This is a genomic window from Micromonospora sp. BQ32 (assembly GCF_059358895.1).
Window position 1 is genome coordinate 223,100 of record NZ_JCADBI010000001.1, and the last position, 20,224, is coordinate 243,323.

Annotated in this window: 15 protein-coding genes; 10 read left to right on the forward strand and 5 right to left on the reverse strand. The window is 69.5% G+C overall.

All coding sequences use genetic code 11. The features are described 5' to 3' along the window. Positions 1–110: 110 nt before the first annotated feature. On the forward strand, positions 111–2,648 hold the full coding sequence (locus tag AC5L30_RS00905) for a GmrSD restriction endonuclease domain-containing protein (protein WP_494864508.1): 2,538 nt from the start codon (positions 111–113) through the stop codon (positions 2,646–2,648). A 48-nt stretch (positions 2,649–2,696) separates the two neighbouring features. Beyond that, positions 2,697–4,841 carry a UvrD-helicase domain-containing protein gene (locus AC5L30_RS00910; RefSeq protein WP_494864510.1) on the forward strand — a complete coding sequence of 715 codons (2,145 nt, stop codon included), beginning with the start codon at positions 2,697–2,699 and terminating at the stop codon, positions 4,839–4,841. A gap of 522 nt (positions 4,842–5,363) precedes the next feature. Here AC5L30_RS00910 and AC5L30_RS00915 read toward each other — a convergent pair. After that, positions 5,364–5,567 carry a DUF397 domain-containing protein gene (locus AC5L30_RS00915; RefSeq protein ID WP_494864512.1) on the reverse strand — a complete coding sequence of 68 codons (204 nt, stop codon included), beginning with the start codon at positions 5,565–5,567 and terminating at the stop codon, positions 5,364–5,366. Further along, entirely contained in the window at positions 5,560–6,447 is an 888-nt protein-coding gene (locus tag AC5L30_RS00920) for a helix-turn-helix domain-containing protein (RefSeq protein ID WP_494864514.1), read from the reverse strand. The genes AC5L30_RS00915 and AC5L30_RS00920 overlap by 8 nt, the downstream gene beginning before the upstream one ends. A gap of 195 nt (positions 6,448–6,642) precedes the next feature. On the opposite strand from AC5L30_RS00920, the gene AC5L30_RS00925 reads away from it, so the two are divergent. From AC5L30_RS00925 to AC5L30_RS00935, 3 genes are all read left to right on the forward strand, one after another. Then, a complete protein-coding gene (locus tag AC5L30_RS00925) occupies positions 6,643–6,945 on the forward strand; it encodes a DivIVA domain-containing protein (protein WP_494864515.1) in 303 nt (100 codons plus the stop codon). Then, positions 6,942–7,193 carry a hypothetical protein gene (locus AC5L30_RS00930; RefSeq protein ID WP_494864517.1) on the forward strand — a complete coding sequence of 84 codons (252 nt, stop codon included), beginning with the start codon at positions 6,942–6,944 and terminating at the stop codon, positions 7,191–7,193. Before AC5L30_RS00925 ends, AC5L30_RS00930 begins: the two co-directional genes overlap by 4 nt. A gap of 123 nt (positions 7,194–7,316) precedes the next feature. Beyond that, on the forward strand, positions 7,317–8,261 hold the full coding sequence (locus tag AC5L30_RS00935; RefSeq protein WP_494864519.1) for a TAXI family TRAP transporter solute-binding subunit: 945 nt from the start codon (positions 7,317–7,319) through the stop codon (positions 8,259–8,261). 24 nt (positions 8,262–8,285) lie between these two features. On the opposite strand, the gene AC5L30_RS00940 is transcribed toward AC5L30_RS00935, so the two are convergent. Beyond that, positions 8,286–9,707 (reverse strand): sensor histidine kinase, encoded by a 1,422-nt coding sequence (locus AC5L30_RS00940; protein ID WP_494864520.1) that lies wholly within the window; start codon positions 9,705–9,707, stop codon positions 8,286–8,288. A gap of 6 nt (positions 9,708–9,713) precedes the next feature. Then, positions 9,714–10,397, reverse strand: a complete 684-nt coding sequence (locus tag AC5L30_RS00945) for a response regulator transcription factor (RefSeq protein ID WP_494864522.1) — start codon at positions 10,395–10,397, stop codon at positions 9,714–9,716. Between the two features lie 144 nt (positions 10,398–10,541). Here AC5L30_RS00945 and AC5L30_RS00950 point away from each other — a divergent pair, with 144 nt between their 5' ends. From AC5L30_RS00950 to AC5L30_RS00965, 4 genes are read left to right on the forward strand one after another with little or no spacing between them, the layout of a single operon-like run. Beyond that, positions 10,542–11,564: a tripartite tricarboxylate transporter substrate-binding protein gene (locus AC5L30_RS00950; RefSeq protein ID WP_494864524.1), complete on the forward strand. Its 1,023-nt coding sequence runs from the start codon at positions 10,542–10,544 to the stop codon at positions 11,562–11,564. A 1-nt stretch (position 11,565) separates the two neighbouring features. After that, positions 11,566–12,027 carry a tripartite tricarboxylate transporter TctB family protein gene (locus tag AC5L30_RS00955; protein ID WP_494864526.1) on the forward strand — a complete coding sequence of 154 codons (462 nt, stop codon included), beginning with the start codon at positions 11,566–11,568 and terminating at the stop codon, positions 12,025–12,027. Positions 12,028–12,047: 20 nt separating this feature from the next. Beyond that, the gene (locus tag AC5L30_RS00960; RefSeq protein WP_494864528.1) at positions 12,048–13,553 is read left to right on the forward strand and encodes a tripartite tricarboxylate transporter permease; all 1,506 of its coding nucleotides are present in this window, start codon (positions 12,048–12,050) and stop codon (positions 13,551–13,553) included. Positions 13,554–13,596: 43 nt separating this feature from the next. Next, complete coding sequence (locus AC5L30_RS00965) at positions 13,597–15,531, forward strand: Na+/H+ antiporter NhaA (RefSeq protein WP_494864530.1); 1,935 nt, start codon at positions 13,597–13,599, stop codon at positions 15,529–15,531. A 77-nt stretch (positions 15,532–15,608) separates the two neighbouring features. Here AC5L30_RS00965 and AC5L30_RS00970 read toward each other — a convergent pair whose 3' ends face one another. Continuing rightward, a complete protein-coding gene (locus AC5L30_RS00970) occupies positions 15,609–15,995 on the reverse strand; it encodes a hypothetical protein (RefSeq protein WP_494864532.1) in 387 nt (128 codons plus the stop codon). Between the two features lie 29 nt (positions 15,996–16,024). Between AC5L30_RS00970 and AC5L30_RS00975 the strand changes: the two genes are divergently transcribed. After that, positions 16,025–20,059 carry a discoidin domain-containing protein gene (locus AC5L30_RS00975; RefSeq protein ID WP_494864534.1) on the forward strand — a complete coding sequence of 1,345 codons (4,035 nt, stop codon included), beginning with the start codon at positions 16,025–16,027 and terminating at the stop codon, positions 20,057–20,059. Positions 20,060–20,224: the final 165 nt, after the last annotated feature.

Sequence of the window (20,224 nt, forward strand, 5' to 3'; positions counted from 1 at the left end):
CTGCATAATCGACGGGCGAAGAGAACGCGGTGTTGGGTGTTGCCCCGTAGGCCGTTGATCTGATTGTCTTGCCGAGCTCGAGGGGCGGGTCCAAAGAGACGGGAGCCGGGATGGTCGCGGCGGAGGAAACCACGTTGCAGGGTCTGCTGGAGGGCGCGAAGCAGTATCATGTGCCGCTCTACCAGCGCACCTATTCGTGGAACAAGGTGCAGCTCGCACGGCTCTGGGAAGACGTGCGCAAGCTCGCCGACGACCGGGTGGACAACCCTGTCGCCACGCATTTCATCGGCTCACTCGTGCTCGCGCCCAGCCCGAAGATTGGCCCGGTCGGCGTCAACGAGTACCTCGTGGTGGACGGGCAGCAGCGGCTCACCACGCTGACGATTCTGCTCTGCGCGATCCGCGACCACCGCGCCAAGCACGAGGGCCCGAAGCATCGCATCCGACTCGACCACCAATACCTGACCAACCCCTTCGAGGAAGAGCGCTGGCTCAAGCTCGTTCCCACCCAGGAGGACCGCGACGCCTACGTGGCCTGCGTCAAATCGACCCCGCATGCCTCGGGCGAGGACCCGGTGAGTGTGGCGTACCGGTTCTTCGCCGACGCGCTGATCGTCGATGATACGGACAGCCCGCTGGACATCGCGCGGATCGAGAGCGCCGTCATCACCGGGCTGGGGCTGGTGGCGGTCACCGCCCAACCCGGCGACAACGTCTACCGGATCTTCGAGTCGCTGAACAACACCGGGCTGAGGCTCACTCAGGCCGACCTGCTGCGCAACTACCTCTTCATGCGATTGCCCAGCCAGGGCGACCTCGTCTACAAGTCCCTCTGGCTGCCCTTGCAGCGTCAACTCAAGTCGGAAAGGTTGGAGCTGCTCTTCTGGCTCGACCTGGTCCACCGGGACCCGCGAGTCAAGCAGACCGACATCTACTCGATCCAGCAGGCGCGGCTCGAACGCCTCCGCTCGGAGGTCGAGATCGAGGAGGAGGTGCGGCGTTTTGCCCGCCTAGGTGCGCTGCTCCGGGTCATCCTCGAGCCCAACGAGGAAAAGGACCCGGGGGTACGGCAGCGGCTGGAGCGGCTCAGTGAGTGGGGCACTACCACCGCCTACCCTCTGGCGCTTCATCTGCTCGACCGTCGGGAGGGCGGGACAGCGACCTCCGAACAGGTTGCCTCGGCGATGCTGTACCTGGAGAGCTTCTTTGTCCGCCGCCTGCTGATCGGGCGGAGCACCATGAATATCAACCGGATCCTGCTCTCCGTCGTCACCGAGATGAGCAAGGAACTGCCGGTCGACGAGGCCGTGCGGGCGTACCTGTCAACCGGACGCAAGCACTACGCCACCGATGCCGCCGTGCGTTCCGCCGTACGGTCCATCCCGTTCTATCTGCACGGTCGCGCGCCGCAACGCAGCCTGGTGCTGCGGTGGCTGGAGGAGTCGTACGGCAGCAAGGAGCCGGTGTCGCTGGAGAAGGCGACCATCGAGCACGTGCTGCCACAGACGCTCACCGACGAGTGGCGGCAGATGCTCGCCGCCGACCTCGGGCCGGACGAAAACCTTGAGGAGATGCACGAGGCGTTGCTTCACACGCTGGGAAACCTGACCCTCACCGGCTACAACCCGGAGTTGGGAAACAAGCCCTTCGCAGCGAAATGCATCAGACTGCAGGAGAGCGGCATCAGGCTGAGTCAGGAAATCGTGGCGAAGGACCGTTGGGGGCGCCCGGAGATCCACGCGCGCGCCGACGCCCTCGCCGAGAGGGTGATCACCACGTGGCCCGGGCCGACCGAGCAGGGCGGCAACCAGTCCGAGGTGCCATGGGACCTCATGGTCAGGGCGCTGTCCGAGATGCCCGCCGGCTCCTGGACGACATACGGGGACCTGGCTGCACTCATCGGCACCGCGCCGATGCCGGTTGGGGTTCGGCTGGCCAACCACCCGGCACCGAACGCGCACCGCGTGTTGCAAGCCGAGGGCACGGTCGCGCCCGGCTTTCGCTGGCTCGAAGCGGACCGCAGCGACGACCCGCGCGAGGTGCTCCGTGCGGAGGGCGTGACGGTTGACCAGAACGGCCGGGCCGACCAGGCGCAGCGCATCGGCACCGAGGAGTTGGCGCAGCTCGCCGGCATCACGCCGGAGGAAGTGCCCGAGCGTGTCCCCCGCGCACGCTCGGGTCAGGGCGAAACCTACTCCGACAGGTTCATCGAGCAGCTCACCGCCCGGCAGAGCCCCGCGGTTGTCACCGCCGCTGTAGTGCTGCTCGAGGCTTGGACCGCGATGGGCGGAACACTGTCGTACGGCACCGGGGGGGAGACATCCTGCTTCCTTATGGCTCGGCGCAGGGAGCATGAACTGGGCAGCATCTGGCCTGCGGTGATCTATCCGGGCGGGAAGTTCGAGGTGGTGTTCCAACATCTCAGCACCCGCACGCCGTTCAACGACATCGTGCTGCGGGAAGAGCTTCGGCAGCGGCTCAACCAACTGCCGGATGTGAACATCGCTGCTGCCAGGCTCGCCCTGCGTCCGGGTATCCCCCTGAAGGTCCTCGCCGAAGCCGACGCGCGTGAGGCGCTGCTAGACCATCTCCGCTGGTTCTACGACCAGGCACAACTGTCCATCTCAGATGATTTGGTCACCAGCTAGGCATCGCGTCCCCACCGCCCTCGACCCGTTACCCCCGGAGGCCCGACCGTGCCCCAGCTCGCCTTCGCCAACACTTTCTGGCAGAGCTACGACGTCCTGGAAAAGCCAGTCAAGGCCGGCGTACGCAAAGCGATGGCCAAGTTCCAGCAGCTCACCATCGCCGAATTGCACGCCGACAAAGGCCTGCACCTGGAGTCGGTGAACAACGCGCGGGACCCGCGCATGCGGACCATCCGTGTCAACGACTTCTGGCGCGGGGTCGTACTCGCCCCCGATGACGGCAGCGATACATTTCTGCTGCTCAACGTCGTACCACACGACGCTGCGTACAGCTGGGCGGCGAAGCGCCTCTACACCGTCAACACAGCGACGCGGGCGCTGGAGGTCCGCAACGTCACCGCCATCGAGCAGCTCACGCCAGCGCTGGAAAAGGCGGCGGCCGGGTCCCCGACACTGCTGTTCGCCCAGCACTCCGACACCGTGTTGCGCGACCTGGGCATCGACGACCAGGTAAGGCGCGCCGCCCGTACCATCATCGACAAGCCGCAGCTGGAAGCATTCGGGACGCTGCTTCCCGAGGATCAGTTCGAGGTGTTGCAGTATCTGGCCGAGGGCTTCTCCGCGGAGGAGGTCTATCGCGACCTCGTCACCCAGCGTCGACCGGTCGACGTCACCACCGAGCCGAGCGAGAGCCTGGCGATGGCGATCGCCAACACCACCAGCCGGATCACGCTGGTGACCCGGCCTGACGAGCTGGCTGAGATCCTCGACAAGCCGTTCGCCGCCTGGCGGGTGTTCCTCCACCCGTCCCAGCGACGCGTCGCCTACCGGGTGTCGTACAAGGGGCCGGCGCAGGTGACGGGCGGGCCCGGCACCGGCAAGACAGTGGTCGCCCTACATCGGGTCAAGCACCTGCTGTCCCGTACGCCAGACAAGCGAGTGCTGCTCACCACATACACCAACGCCCTGGCCGCGACACTGCGTGCGAATCTGGCGCTGCTCCTCGGCGACGAGGAGCAGTTGACGCGGGTCGAGGTGACGACGGTGAACGCCTTCGCCAACCGCGTGGTGCGGGCGCTCGCCGGCCGAGTGGCGATCCCGATCGGGGATGCCGATGAGCGGCAGATCTGGCGTCGTGTGGTCCGGCGGTTGAATCTGCCCTGGCCCGAGCAATTCCTCGCTCAGGAGTTCCGGCATGTCGTCCTCGCCCAGGACGTGCGTAGCCGGGAGGACTACCGTGCGGCCAACAGGCGAGGACGAGGCTCGGCGCTCGGCGCTCGGCAACGCGATCAGGTCTGGGATGCCATCGAGATGTTCCAGGCCGAGCTTTCGGCAGCAGGCAACCTGACGCACCTGCAGGTGTGCGCGCAGGCGGCGCAGCTGCTCGACGGCGCCGACCTGACCGTTCACGGGTTCGACCACGTGGTGGTCGACGAGGCCCAGGACCTGCACCCCGCGCAGTGGCGGGTGCTGCGCGCCGCCGCTGCACCCGGGCCGGACGACCTGTTCATCACCGGGGATCCACACCAGCGGATCTACGACTTCCGAGTGTCGCTCAGCGCCCTCGGCATCTCCGTCACCGGGCGCAGCAGCCGGCTGCGCATCAACTACCGCAGCACCGAGGAGATCCTGGCCTGGGCCACCAACTTGATGGTCGGGTCGCGGGTCGACGACCTCGGCGGGGAGGGAGAGGACAGCCTGGCCGGATATCGGTCACTGTTGCACGGCACGCGACCGGACGCCCAGGGCCACGCTACGCAACAGGCCGAGGTCGCGGCGCTGGTCGATCGCGTGGGGGAGTGGCTCGGGCAGGGCGTCCGGCCCGGTGAGATCGCGGTCTGCGCGCGCTTCAACCTGCTTCTCAACAATGTGTACGACGAACTGATGGGTGTCGGGATTCCGGCCGTGCGCGTGCGCGACCAGCCCGGCCCTGACGTCGAGGGCGTGCGGCTCGCCACCATGCACGCCATGAAGGGTCTTGAATTCCGCTGCGTAGCGGTGGTGGGGGCCACGGCACGAGCAGTGCCCTTCGCGAAGGAGGTGACTCCAAGCGAGGTGGACCAAATGCAGCACGACAGCGACATCCTTCGGGAGCGCTGCCTGCTCTTTGTGGCCAGCACCCGGGCGCGGGAGGCGCTGCACGTCTCGTGGAGCGGTCAGCCCAGCCCTTTCCTGTCCAGTGCGTCAGCCTGACCGAAGGAGAAACCTGTAGCGGCCGCTGGCCCTCGCCGGATCCTAGCCGTCTGGAGGATCCTCGAACGGTCCCCGATCTGCGGCGCTACTACTTGTCGTACGGCGGAGAAGCATTTCCGGACGGCAGTTCGAGCGGCTTGGCGGCGTCGGTGACCGTCCGGAAGCAGCGAACGAATTCACCACCGATGACCTGACGCGGTAGAACTGCTCAGCGTCCACACCCCGCCTCCCGGGCTCTCGATCTGCTACAGGGCAGCTCCGCCGGGACACATCGGGCGCTGGTCGACGACGTCACCATCGGCCTCGACCGTTGGCTACTTCTCAGCGCCGATGGCAGAAGTGGCCGGGTCCACAGCGACGAGTCTGCGGCGGCCGACGGCGATTCCCGGGTCGTGCAGCGCTCGGAGCGATCAGCGGTGGACCGCAGCTCGCCGTCGTACCGCCGCCAGACGGGGTCCTGCCTAGCGACCAATCGAAAAGCACGCCACCTATCACGTGCCTGCGCCACTGTTGAAGCCAAACTCAGCTGTTACGTCCTCCACGTTTGGCAATCGCGAGGAAGCCGGTCCATGCCTGGGCGGTGAAGGTGAGGAGCGGTCCCGTGGAGTCCTTCGAGTCGCGGACGGCGACGACCTCGGCGAGGTTCGTGGCGACTTCGACGCAGTCGCCGCCGTTGTCGCCGCTGCGGGTGCTCTTGCGCCAGACGGCGCCGCTCAGGTCAGTCATGCCGCATCTCCCCAGCGATTCGCTTGATCATGTCCTTCGATTCTGCCTCGCCGAGGGCCAGCCCATCCAGCCCTCTCCAGACCCGCGCGTAGGCTGCCAACTCGTCGGGCTTGTCGAGGTAGAGCGCCCCGGTCAGCGATTCGCTGTAGACCACCGACGGTTCCGGAGCGGCGCGACCGCCCTTGGTCGGTGGAAAGTCGAGGATCACAAACGACCCCGCAACCGCGCCGGGCTGCGGTCCAGCCGCCAGTGGCAGCACCCTGACGCTGACATTCGGCAGTTCGGACAGCTTGGTTAGGTGATCGAGCTGCGCGGTCATGACCACCGGCCCGCCGACGCCACGGCGGAGGACCGCCTCAGACAGCACGGACTCCAGCCTGGGAGCAGTTGGCAGTCGACGGAAGAGCAACGCCTGCCGTTGGAGTCGCACCTCGACCGCCCGCTCGCGATCTTCCTCGCTCAGCATCCCGCCAAGGCGATAGAGCGCGTGGGCGTACTCCTTGGTCTGAAGGATCCCCGGGATGAGCGACTCGTCGTAACGACGGAGGCGGGAAGCGGCGGATTCCAGGCCCACGTACAGCTCGAACCAGCTCGGCACCGCATCGCCGTACGCGTGCCACCAACCCTTCGACTTCGTCTCCACGGCCAGCCCGCGCATCGCCTCGGTCATCTCGGACGACACCCCGTACAGCTCGCACATCGCCTTGACGTCGAGCACCCTGACGGAGCCCTGGCCACATTCGAGGCGCCAGATCTTTTGCCGGCTGTATTCGAGGGCTTCGGCGGCGGCGTCGAGCGTCACGCCGGCCTCGTTGCGGAACTGCCGCAGCAGCCGGCCGAGTTGCCGCCGCGGCACGGTCGATCCGATGTCTTCGGGCATCCGCACACTCCCTGGTTGCGTCTCGCAACACTGCGTGACTCGCTCCTGCAACTCGTACGGGTTTCAGCAAAGAAAGTCAATGCATAACAAGGAAATCGCGGTATCGAACGTTGCGCTTTCGCTGCGGACTGTCGCAGGCTGGTCACAGCACGCGGCCGGCCGAGCAGGACCGACGACCCAGAAAGGCGGACAGACATGACCGCTCGTAATCAGCGACCATCTTTGGATGGCGATGGCGCGACCTACCGCTCCGCCGCGTACACCAGTCTGTTGCCATGGCAGGTGCGTGAGTGCCGCTTCCCGCCAGTCGGGTTCGGGCGTCGCGGTCTGAACCCCGACGACGTTTACGCCTTCCTCGACCGGGTCGCCGTCGAAATGGCCGCCGTCTACGCCGCTCTTACCGAGAGCCGCCGCGAGACGGCCCGGATCAAGGCCGGGCTGCGTCGCTGGCAGACCGATCAGGCCCGCGCCCGCAACGAGCGGGGCCAGAACCGATGAGCCAGCGGTACGTCATCCACCTGCCCGTGGTCGCAAACGACCTGCCCGCCGCGCAACGCCTAGCTCGGGTCATCGGCCGGTGGATGCTGGTGCTGCCGATGACCGACCCGGGCGAGACCACCGTCTCCGAAGAGGACCATCAGCTCGTCCGGCACCGCGTCTTCTGCGATCTGCGGCTGCCCGGCGGCCGGCGCTGCCTGCTCCGCGACGACCACGACGGCCCCTGCTCTCGCCGCCTACGCCGCTGAGTCGGGCCGCGATCTTGCAGATGCTGCCCAGGCATAGTGGGCATTCGACGCGTCTCGACGACTGAAACTGCAAGATCGGCGGCGACTGGGTGCGCTGCACGCATTCATCCGTATCATTTCGGCATGACGCGGTTCAGTCGGCGGGCGGTGTTGCTGGCCGGCAGCGGGCTGCTTGTTGGCTGTTCACGGCAGCCCGAGGCGGACGAGGTCCAGCTGCGACTGGCGACCGGGCCAGCGGGGGCGGTCTACCGGCGGATCGGTGGGGCGCTGGCCGAGCACATCTCCGAGCAGGTGCCGGGTGCGACGGTGACCACCGTGCCGAGCGGGGCGTCCACCGACAACATCCGAATGTTGCGGGCCGGCGAGGTGCAGCTGGGGCTGACCAGCCTGGACGCGCTGATCACCAGCGACGGCAGCGCGCCCGGTGGGCTCTCGGCGATCTGCCGGCTCTACGACAGTCACCTGCATCTCGTGGTCATGGCGGGTTCGGCGATCGGCGAGTTTCGGGACCTTGAGGGCAAACGCGTGTCTCTCGGTGCCCACGACTCGGGTACCGAGTTCACGTCGTTGCGGGTCCTGAAGCTTGGCCCGCTCAAAGCCGACGGCCGGAATCTCAGCCAGGCCGAGTCGGCGGCGGCGCTGCGCGACGGCACGATCGACGCGATGTTCTCGCTGACCGGCGTCCCGACACCCGCCATCACCGAGTTGGCGCAGCGGCATCCGATCCGGATGATCCCGTTGGACGCGCAGGCGGACGGGCTCTTCACGGCGTACCCGGGGCCCTACGCCCCGGCCATGATCCACGCGGCTGCCTACGCCGGTGTCCCGGCCACGCGCACCGTCGCCGTACCGAACGTGCTGCTCGCGCGCGACGACCTGCCTGACGACCTGGTCTACGCCATCACCGACACGGTCTTCCGGCACACCGGGGCGATCACCTCAGCTGGCGGTGACGACGCCGAGGCCCTTCCGGAGGCGTGGCAGATCAACGTGCGTACCGGAATCTCCACCGCGTCGGTCCCGCTGCACCCGGGCGCGGCGGCCTGGTTCCGCGACCGCAAACGCTGACCCGTTCACAGGGAACGGGAGTTGTCAGACCGGCGCCGACGCGGGAGCGACCGGCAACACCACCACCGCGGCGAGCCCGTGCCCGGACCCGTCCGGACGCGGCAGCCCTTCCTCCAGCCGCAGCTCACCCCCGGCCGCCCCGACGAGGTCGGCGCAGATCGCCAGTCCCAGGCCGGTCCCGGGCACGTTCTGGTGCCGAGGCGAACGCCAGAACCGTTGCAACGCCTGGGCCCGCTCGGACACGTCGATGCCCTGGCCGTCGTCACGGACGGCGACCGTGACGGTGCCCGGACCAGCGGAGCCGACCTGCGCGGTCACCTCCACGGTCTGCGCGTCGGACAGCCGTAACGCGTTGCTGATCAGCTCGTCCAGGATGCTGCCCAGGCCGCCCGGCGGCTCCAGCAACCGCAACCCCGGCGGTACGTCGACAGTCAGCGTCTGTCCGGCCGTGGCCGTCAGCGCCCGCCACCGGTCCACCCGGGTCGCCAGCACCTCGTCGAGGTCCACCGGCGACGCCGTCCGCATGCTCTCCATCCGCGCGCTGGCCTGGAGTGAGTTCAGCATCCGCTGCATCGCCTTCAGCTCGTCGACGGCGACGTCGTACACCTGCTGCCCGTCGCCGTCGGACCGTAGGTGTGGTGCGAGGCTCTCCACGGCGAGCCGGAGGCTGGTCAACGGGTTGCGTAACTGGTGCGACGCGTCGGAGACGAACGCGCGCTGTCGCTGTGCGGCGTTCTCGACGGCGTCCATCATGGTGTTGAACGATCGCGCCAGCCGCCGCAGCTCGATGGGCCCGGCCTCGGCGTCGGCGCGGATGGTCAGGTCGCCCTCGGAGATCCGCGAGGTCGCCGCGTCCAGTTTCCGCACCGGCCGCAGCACCCACGCCGACACCGGCCAGGCGACGGCGGTCAGCGCGAGCAACGGGAGCAGCCCGAGCCCGGCCAGCCGGGCCCAGCGTACGAGGATGAGCTCGCGCGTCCGGGACAGGTCGGAGATGGTCACGACGGCGCCGACGACCTCACTGTCCCGGCCGACCGGCTCCGCCACGACGAGTGCGGAGTCGTCCCACGGCGCCCACTCCCAGGACGGTTCGGACCGGGCGCCGGCGAGCGCCGCGGTCACGATCCGGGGCAACGCCGCCTCGGCGCGCGCCGCCTTCTGGTACGCGTCGGCTGGTCCGAGCAGCACCGCGCCCGACGTGTCGATCAGCGCGACCGGGATGCCGTAGAGCTCGTGGTACCGCGTCAACTCCTGCTGTAGCGCCTCGGTGCGGCCGGTCGACAGCGCGGTCTCGGCCAGCGAGGCGAAGCGGCCGACGTCGTTGAGCCGGTTGACGTACGTCTCCTGCATCTCCCGTTCGGCCACGGTGACGCTCAGTGGTACCCCGAGCGCCGCGACGAGCAGCACCGCGAGGGGCACCAGGACGACGAGCAGCCGGCGGTGCACGGCGGGTCAGCCGGTCAGCTCCGGCTGGTCGGCCAGCAGCCGATAGCCGACGCCGTGGACGGTCCGGATGACCACGTCCGGGCCCAGCTTGTGCCGCAGCGCCGCGATGTGGGTGTCCAGGGTGCGGCTCGACGACTCCCAGGTCGCGCCCCAGATCTGGTCGAGGATGACGTCGCGGCTGACCACGTTGGGCGCCCGCCTGGCCAGGAGCAGGAGCAGCTCGAACTCCTTGCGGGTCAACGGCACGAGTGTGCCGTCGACGGTGACCTCGCGGGTGCCGACGCCGATCCGCATCGGGCCGAGGACGAGCGGCTCGTCCGTCTGGCCGAGGGCACGAGCGGCCCGGGTGCGCCGCAGGACGGCGTCGATCCGGGCGAGCAACTCCGGGATGCCGAACGGCTTGACGATGTAGTCGTCGGCGCCGGCGCGCAGGCCGCGGACCCGCTCGTGCTCCTCGGATCGCGCGGTCACCGCGATGACGGCGGTCTGCGGGTGGTCACGCAGCTTGCGGATCAGGTCGAGCCCGTCGCCGTCGGGGAGGCCCAGGTCGACGAGGACCACATCGGACGGCGCGGCGCGCACGGCCTCCGCGGCGGTGGCGACGCGGTGGACCTCGAAGCCCGCCTGGGTCAGGACGGTCACCAGGCCCCGCGCCACGCGGTCGTCATCCTCGATGACGGTTATCCGCATACCGGCGGATTGTACGGCCCGGATCGGCGCTCGTACCGGCCCGGGTTCTTGGGATTTCTCTGACACCATCCGGGCCTCGGCCAGCCGAGACTGGGGCCACTAACGCGCCGAGGGATGTCCAAGCGTTGATGGGGAGGTCGCCGTATGCGAAAGACCAGCAGGTACCGGGCCACCGCGCGGATGATCGCCGCGATCGGTGTCGTCTCGCTCGCCGCCGCCTGTTCCGGCAACGGGGGCACCGCCGGCGGAGGGGACGCCGCGAACTACCCGGACGAGAACATCACGATCGTCGTGCCGTTCAGCGCGGGCGGGCCGACGGACACGGTCACCCGCATGATCGCCGAGCCGATGGCCGCGAAGCTCGGTGGCAAGATCGTCGTCCAGAACGTCGAGGGTGCCGGCGGCACGGTCGGCGCCGGCGACGTCGCCCGGGCCAAGCCGGACGGCTACACCGTGCTCATGCACCACATCGGCATGTCGACGGCGCCCGCTCTGTACAAGAGCCTGGGATACAAGCCCCTGGAGGACTTCGAGACGGTCGGGCTCGTCACCGAGGTGCCGATGACGATCGTCGCCCGCAAGGACTTCGCGCCCGCGACACTCCAGGACCTGGTGACCCACGTGAAGGCGAACGCCAACAAGGTCACGCTGGCCAACGCCGGCATCGGCGCCGCGTCGCACCTGTGCGGCCTGCTGTTCCAGAGCACCACCGGCGTGAAGCTCCAGGAGGTCCCGTACCAGGGCACCGGTCCCGCGCTGACCGACCTGGTCGGCGGCCAGGTCGACTTCATGTGCGACCAGACGACCAACACCAGCGGGCAGATCGCCGCGGGCAAGGTGAAGGCGTACGCGGTCACCACGCCCGAGCGGGTGAAGAGCCTTCCCGACCTGCCCACCACGGCCGAGGCCGGGCTGCCGCAGCTGAAGGTCAGCGTCTGGCACGGTCTCTACGTTCCGGCCGACACGCCGCCGGAGATCGTCCAGAAGCTGTCCGAGGCGTTGAAGGTGGCACTGGCCGACCAGGGGGTCATCGACCAGATGGCCAAGCTCGGCACCGCGCCGGTCCCGGCCCAGGACGCAACCCCGGAGGCGCACCGGGCGAAGCTCGACGAGCAGCTCGGCACCTGGGCGAAGATCATCGCCGATTCCGGGGTCAAGGTCTCCTGAGGTGGAGCGCCGTCGGTCGTTCCCGGACGTCCTCGTCGGGGGAATCTTCGTCCTGATCGGTGGCGCATTCGTGGTCGGGGCGCTCAGCTACGAGCTGGGCACCCCGACACGAATGGGCCCGGGCGCCTTCCCGCTACTGGTCGGCGCGACAGTGGTCGCGCTGGGCCTGGCGATCGCCGGCAAGGGGCTCATCGCCGGTGAGGTGACCGCGTTCGGGCCGATCCCATGGCGAGCCGTCGCCGCCATCGTGCTGGCGGTCCTGTTCTTCGGGTTCACCATCCGGCGACTCGGGTTCGTACCGACGACGGCGGTGACCGCACTGCTCACCACGCTGGCCAGCGCCCGCGTACGGCCGCTCACGGCGATGGCCGTGGCCGCCGGGCTGACCGTGGCCAGCACGCTCATCTTCGTCGTCGGACTTCAGCTACGGATCCCGCTCTGGGGCCCCTGGCTGGGCTTCTGACGCGGCAACCGGATTGAGGCATGGAACTCCTCGACAACCTCGCGCTGGGCTTCTCGACGGCCCTGCTGGTCCAGAACGTCCTCTACTGCTTCGTGGGAGTGCTGCTCGGGACCGCGGTCGGCGTGCTGCCCGGCATCGGGCCGACGGCGACGGTGGCCATGCTGCTGCCGATCACGTTCAGCTTCGAGCCGGTCACGGCGCTGATCATGCTGGCCGGCATCTACTACGGGGCGCAGTACGGCGGCTCGACGACCGCCATCCTGATCAACCTGCCCGGTGAGTCGTCCGCGGCGGTCACCGCGCTGGACGGGCACGAGATGGCCCGCCAGGGCCGGGCCGGACCGGCCCTGGCGGCCGCGGCGATCGGGTCCTTCGTCGCGGGTACGGTCGCCACCGTGGCGCTGGCCGCCGCGGCCCCGCCCCTGGCCAGTGTGGCGTTGAAGTTCGGCCCGGCCGACTACTTCTCGCTCGTGCTGTTCGGCCTGATCGTCTCGATCGCGCTGGCACGGGGCAGCGCGCTCAAGGCACTGGCGATGATCGCGCTCGGCGTGCTGCTCGGCACGGTCGGCCAGGACATCTACACCGGAACGCCCCGCTTCGTGTTCGAGCAGCGCGAGCTGTACGGCGGCATCGACTTCGTGTCCGTCGCCGTGGGCCTGTTCGGAGTGGCCGAGATCCTGCGCAACCTGGAGAACGAGCAGACCCGCACGGCCATCGTCAGCCGGGTGACCAACCTCTGGCCGACCCGCGAGGACCGGCGTCGGATCGTCGCCCCGATCCTGCGGGGCACCGGTCTCGGCGCCGCGCTCGGTGTCCTGCCCGGCGGCGGACACGTGCTCGCCTCGTTCACCTCGTACGCCGTCGAGAAGCGCATCTCGAAGCGACCGCAGGAGTTCGGACGGGGCGCGATCGAGGGCGTCGCCGGCCCCGAGTCGGCGAACAACGCCGCCGCGCAGACGTCGTTCATTCCGCTGCTCACCCTGGGCCTGCCCGCCCACCCGGTGATGGCACTGATGATCGGCGCGTTCATCGTCCACGGCATAACCCCTGGTCCGAACGTCATCAACGACGAGCCGGCGCTGTTCTGGGGCCTGATCGCGTCGATGTGGATCGGCAACGTGCTCCTGCTACTGCTGAACCTGCCGCTGATCGGCCTCTGGGTGCGCATGCTGCGCATCCCGTACCAGGTGCTCTTCCCGATGATCATCCTGTTCGCCGCGATCGGCACCTACTCACTGAACTTCAACGCGTACGACGTCTACGCCATCGCGTTCTTCGGAATCCTGGGCTACATCCTGATCAAGTGCGGCTGCGAGCCGGCGCCCCTGCTGCTCGGCTTCGTCCTCGGCCCGCTGCTGGAGGAGAACCTGCGCCGCGCGCTCATCATCTCCCGCGGCGACCCGTCGGTGTTCGTGACCCGGCCGATCTCCGCGGCGCTGCTGGCCCTGGCCGTCGTCGCGCTCGTCGTCGCCGTCCTGCCGACGATTCGCCGGCGTCGCGCGGTCGTGTTCGCGGAGGAGGAGTAGCAATCCGAACCACGTGACGGTCCGTTCGACGAAGATTGTCCCCGTGACGAGCGACAACACGCCCCGGGGCTGGACCAGCCGGACCGTCTGGGACAGGCGGTTCAACGCCCCGTTGCGCTCGTTCCTGCGTACCGAGACCGGCGGTGCGCGGGTGGTGCTGATCGCCGCGGTGGCGGCCCTCGTCTGGGCGAACCTGCACGTGTCGTCGTACGAGTCGGTCTGGGAGACCTCCTTCTCGGTCCAGCTCGGCGACTGGCGCGTGTCACATGACTTGCGTTTCTGGGTCAACAGCGGGCTCATGACGCTCTTCTTCCTGGTCGCGGGGCTGGAGTTGCGCCGGGAGTTCGACATCGGCGAGTTGCGGGAGCGGCGTCGCCTGGCGTTGCCGATGCTGGCCGGGGTCGGCGGCATGCTCGTGCCGATCGCGATCTATCTCGCCATCAACGCCGGGCAGACCACCGCGGCGGGCTGGGGTGCCGTGATGGCCACCGACACGGCGCTCGCGCTCGGCGCGCTGGCCGTCTTCGGGCCGCGTTTCTCGGAACGGCTGCGGGGCTTCCTGCTGACCGTCGCCGTCGTCGACGACGTGGTGGCGATCGCGGTGCTGGCCATCGCGTACCCGCATCACCCCTCGCTGACGGCGCTGATCGTCGCGGCGGCGATCTTCGGCGTCGTCCTGCTCGTCCGGGGCTTCGGGGTGCGGTTCGGGTCGGTCTACGCGCTGCTGGGGGTGGCGGCCTGGCTCGCCGTCTCGATGTCCGGTGTCGACCCGGTCGCGGTGGGCCTGGTGATGGGGTTGTTGACCTACGCCTACGCTCCCGGTCGCGGCGACCTGCAGCGGGCCAGCGACCAGTTCCGGCTCTTCCGGGAGCAGCCCACCCCGCAGCTCGCCCGGATGGCCCGGGTCGGGCTCACCTCGGCGCTGTCGCCGAACGAGCGGTTGCAGACGCTCTATCACCCGTGGGCGAGCTACGTGGTGGTGCCGCTCTTCGCGCTGGTCAACGTCGGCATCGTGATCGACGGCGACCTGCTGTCCAGGGCCGTGACCTCCCCGGTCACGCTCGGTGTCGTGGTCGCGTACGTCGTCGGTAAGCCGGCCGGGATCGTGGCCACCGCGTGGCTGGTGACCCGGCTGAGCGGCAACCGGTTCCGGCCACCCGTCGGCTGGGTTGCCGTCGCCGGGGTCGGCACGATCTCCGGCATCGGGTTCACCGTCGCGCTCCTGATCGCCACCCATGCCCTGAGCGGTCCGGCCCTGGACGAGGCGAAGTTCGGCATCATCGTGGCGACGCTCGGCGCGTCCCTCGTCACCTGGCTGGTGTTCCGCTCCGTCGGACGGCTCTCGCCGGCGCGGCGGACCCGCGCGCTGCTGGGCGTCACCGAGGGGATCGTCGACCTGCTGCTGCCGGTCGATGCCGAGCGGGACCACATGCGTGGGTCGCTCGATGCGCCGGTGACGGTGGTGGAGTACGGCGACTTCGAGTGCCCCTACTGCGGGCAGGCCGAGCCGGTGGTCAGGGAGTTGCTGGCGGACTTCGCCAACATCCGGTACGTCTGGCGGCACCTGCCGCTCACCGACGTCCACCCGCATGCCCAACTCGCCGCCGAGGCCGCCGAGGCGGCGGGGGAGCAGGGCGCGTTCTGGGAGATGCACGACCTGCTGCTCGTCCACCAGGACGCTCTCAACCCCGCCGACGTGCTCAACTACGCCGAACAGCTCGGCCTGGACCTGGACGGGTTCCGGGAGCACATGGTGAAGCGGAGGGGCGTGGACCGGATCGCCGAGGACGTCGACTCCGCCGACCTCAGCGGCGTCACCGGCACCCCGACCTTCTTCATCAACGGCCGGCGACACCACGGCGCGTACGACATCGCCGCGCTCTCGGCGGCGGTGAAGGCGGCGTTCGCGAGCGCGAAGCTCCGCCCCGAGTACCGGCCTCGCGACCCCGGGCACCGCGAGGCCGGGCCGGCGAGCTGATCGCCTGGCCGTGGTCTTCACCGGGCAGGTGGTCGACGAGCGCCCGCAGCCCTCGCGGTTCCGGGCACCGCGAGCGTTCAGGTGCTGGGCAGAGCGGCGAGCCGGCTGGCGCGGCGGCTCGCGACGGCCACGACGACGGCGAGGGCCAGGGCGATCAGGAAGAAGACGTCCGCGCCGGTGAAGGCCGCGTGGAAGCCCGCCGTCGGGTCGGTGGCGGAGCTGGCAGGGGTGTACGCGATGGTGAGGATCGCGATGCCGAGTGAGCCGCCGAGTTGGGACGTTGACGAGCCCGGACGCGGCGCCGGCGTCCTGCGGTTCGACTCCGGCCTCAGCGGTGCGCCCGCGTCGATGTCCGAAGTGGAACAGGTGCGGAACGTGTTGGTGGAATCACGATGGACTCGGGCCCTTGACTCTCGGGAAACATCGGGCCACCATCTGACAACGTTGTCACCGACCCCCGCCATTTGACAACGTTGTCATGTCTGGAGGCAAGATGTCCGAGCCATCGCCGATTTCCCGGCGTACCTTCCTCTCCGCCGGCGCGACGCTGCTGGCGTCGGTCGGGGTGACCGCGGCCCTGCCGGACGCCCTCGCGTCCGCCGCCGTGCCGGCGCCGACGGCCGCTCCGACCGCCACCGACCTCGCCCGGTACCGCCCGGTGACGGTCTCCTCGACCGACTACGCGCCGACGCCCGCCACCTTCGCCGTGGACGGCCTGCCGCAGGTCGGCGTCCGGGGAAGTGGATGGCGCGCCGCGAACGGCGATCCACAGTGGATCTCGGTGGACCTCCAGGCATTGTGTCGGATCGAGGCCGTCTCCCTGGTCTTCGAGGCCACGCTCAGCGACGGGCCGTTCGACGGCAACTACACCGACACCGACGGTGACGAGATCCTCTCCAGCGCCGCGACGGCGTACCGGATCGAGGTTTCCACCGACGGCCGTGCCTGGCGGTCGGTGTACGAGACCAGTGACGGCCAGGGTGGCGCGCAGACCATCAAGCTGCCCGAGCCGGTGACCGCCCGGTGGATCCGGATGACCGCCACGAAGCGCTCGAACAGCAACCCGGTGGGCCTCAACGGCTTCCAGGTCTACGGCGTACCGCTGGCCGGCCGGCCGAAGGCCGAGGGTTGGACCAGTTGGGAGGGCGGCAACACCGGCCCGGCTCCCGAGCTGAGGGTGGCCGCCGACGGCACCGTGCCGCTGGAGTCGGGCTGGTCGTTGACGATGGACGACTTCGCCGGCACCGCCGACGGCGCCGAACTCTCCCGTGCCGGCGTCGACGTCCGGTCCTGGCTGCCCGCGACGGTGCCCGGCACCGTGCTGGGCACCCTGGTCGAGCAGGGCCACCTGCCCGACCCGGTGGCCGGCTTCAACAACATGCGCATCCCGGAGGCGCTGTCCCGGCACACGTGGTGGTACCGGCGGGCGCTGCGGCTGCCCCGCGACCTGGACACCTCGCCCGGCCGACGCATCTGGCTGGAGTTCGACGGGATCAACCACGAGGCGACCGCCTGGGTCAACGGCGCGCCGGTCGGCAGCGTCAAGCACCCGTTCGCGCGGGCGGCCTTCGACATCACCGACGCGCTGGCCGGTCACCGAGGCGAGCACGTCCTCGCCGTCCGGGTCACCCCGATGCCACACCCCGGCACCCCCGGCGACAAGGGCCCCGACGGTCGTACCTTCCTCCAGTCGGCCCACCACTACCTTGACGCGCCGACCTACCTGGCGGTGTCCGGGTGGGACTGGATGCCCGCCGTCCGCGACCGGGTCACCGGCCTCTGGGACCACGTCCGGCTGCGCAGCACCGGCGCCGTGGTCATCGGCGACCCGCACGTGCAGACCACGCTGCCCGACCTGCCCGGCACCGACACCGCCGAGGTCACCATCCGGGTGCCGGTCCGCAACGCGGCGGCCAGCGCCACCACGGTCACCGTCCGCGCGGAGTTCGACAAGGTACGCGTCGAGTCCACCGTGACCGTTCCCGCCGGCGCGAGCACCACCGTCACCTTCACGCCGGAGCGCTTCCACGCGCTGCGGCTGCGCAACCCCCGGCTCTGGTGGCCCAACGGCTACGGCGACCCCCACCTGTACGACCTCACGCTCACCGCCACCGTCAAGCGCTCGGTCAGCGACCGGCGTGCGCTCCGCTTCGGTGTCCGCGAGTTCGCCTACGACTGGCACCAGCCGATCGTCGTCTCCCCGCCCGGCAAGCCCGCCCTGGAGTTCGTCGACGGCGCGGCGACCCAGACGGTCACGTTCGACCGCCAGCACGCTCGGCACGTACGGATCCAGGCCGGGCAGCGCGCCACCGGTTGGGGCATCTCGATGTTCTCGCTGTCGGTGGCCGACGGCACCGGCCCGGATCTCGCCCTGCGCCGCGACGCCACCGCCTCGTCCTCGGAGAACGACAGCAACGGGCCCGGCAAGGCCGTCGACGGCGACGCGGCGACCCGCTGGGCCTCGCAGGCCGAGGACAACCAGTGGATCCAGGTCGACCTCGGCGCGGCGGTCGACTTCGACGGGGTCACCATCGTGTGGGAGCAGGCGTACGCGCTGGACTACCGCGTCCAGGTCTCCGCCGACGGGGACGCCTGGACTGACGTGACGTCGGTCAGCAACGACACCCCGTTGGGCAGCCGCGCCACCCAGGTCGAGACGTTCGCCAGCCAGACCGCCCAGCACCTGCGCATCCAGACCGGCGCGCGGGTGACCTCGTGGGGCGTGTCCATGTGGGCCCTCTCGGTGCAGCGGCAGGCCGAGCCGGAGGTCGACCTTGCCCTGCGCCGGACCGCCACCGCGTCGTCGTCCGACAGCGACTCGAACGGCCCGGACCGGGCCGTCGACGGCAACCCCCGGACCCGGTGGTCGTCGAAGTTCGAGGACAACCAGTGGATCCAGGTCGACCTCGGCGCTCCGGTCAGCTTCGACCAGGTCACCATCGTCTGGGAGCAGGCGTACGCCCGCGACTTCGTCATCCAGGTCTCGGACGACGGCCAGCGGTGGACCGACGTGAAGTCGGTCAGCAACAAGATCAGCGAGCTGAAGATCAGTGTGAACGGTGTGCCGGTCTTCGCCCGGGGCGGCAACTGGGGCTGGGACGAGCTGCTGCGCCGGGTGCTGCCCGACCGGCTGGCCGACACGGTCGAGATGCACCGCGACATGAACTTCACGATGATCCGCAACTGGCTCGGCAGCAGCAACCGCGAGGAGCTGTACCAGGCCTGCGACGAGCAGGGCATCCTGGTGTGGAACGACTTCTGGCAGGCGGGCGCGTTCCTGCCCAACCCGCCCGGCTACGTCGACATCGCCGCCGACACCATCCGGCGTTTCCGCCACCACCCGAGCATCGTGGTCTGGTGCGGTGCCAACGAAGGTGACCCGCCGCCGATCGTCGACGCCGGGCTCAAGCAGGCCGTCGCCACCGAGCACCCGGAGATCCTCTACATCCCCAACTCCGCCAGCGGCATCGTGAGTGGGCGCGGACCGTACCACTGGGTCGACCCGACGACGTACACCGACGGGACGATGTATGAGACCGACTCGTTCGGTTTCCACACCGAGATCGGCATGCCGGTGGTGTCGGTGGTCGAGAGCATGCGCAACCTCGTCGGTGACGCGCCGGAGTGGCCGATCGGTGAGGTGTGGAACTACCACGACTGGTCGACCATCGGCAACCAGCGCGTCGGCACGTACCAGGCGGCGATCGACGCGCGCCTCGGTGAGTCCGACTCGCTCGACGAGTTCGCCACCCGGGCACAGTTCGTCAACTACGAGAGCCACCGCGCCATGTTCGAGGCGTGGAACGCCAACCTGTGGCAGGACGCCACCGGTCTGCTGCTGTGGATGTCGCACCCGGCGTGGCACAGCACGGTCTGGCAGACCTACGACTACGACCTCGACGTGAACGGCGCCTACTACGGCGCCCGCAAGGGGTGCGAGCCGGTGCACGTCCAGGCCGACCCGGGCACCTGGCAGGTCCGGGTGGTCAACCACACCGCCGCCCCGCTCAGCGGGGTCACCGTGAGCGCCCGACGCTACGACCTGAGTGGCCGGTCGCTGGGTTCGCCCCAGCGTCAGCGGGTGGACGTGGCCCGCTCGGCCACCACGGCGGTCTTCCCGCTCGCCGTGCCGGACGGCGGCGGGCTGCACCTGGTGCGACTGGAGCTACGGGACAGCCGGGACCGGCTGCTCGCGGAGAACACCTACTGGCGCTACGACAAGGCCGAGCAACTGCGGGCGCTCAACGACGTGCCGAGCACCCGACTGTCGACGTCGTCGAGCACCGTACGCGTCGTGGACGGTCGCAACACCGTCACCACAACGGTCCGCAACCAGGGCCGTACCGTCGCCGCGCTGGTGCGCCTCGCCGTGCGCGACCAGCGCGGGGAGCGGGTGCTGCCGGCCCGCTACGACGACAACTACTTCTGGCTCCTGCCGGGGGAGACCCGCGAGGTGCGGATCTCCTGGCCGGCGCGGTCGGGCCTCGCCCGGCAGGTGACGGTGACCGCGCAGGCGTACAACTCCTAGGCTCGGCCGGTCACCGTCGGTCACCTTCGTCGGGGCGGATGCGGTATGAGCGGTATACCTCAGAGGTATGAATATGCCTCTGAGGTATACCGCTTCTCGGCAGATCGACATGGCGGGCCAGCCGGGCGCAAGCCGCTTCCCACCGTGACCCGTGCGTTGCCAACG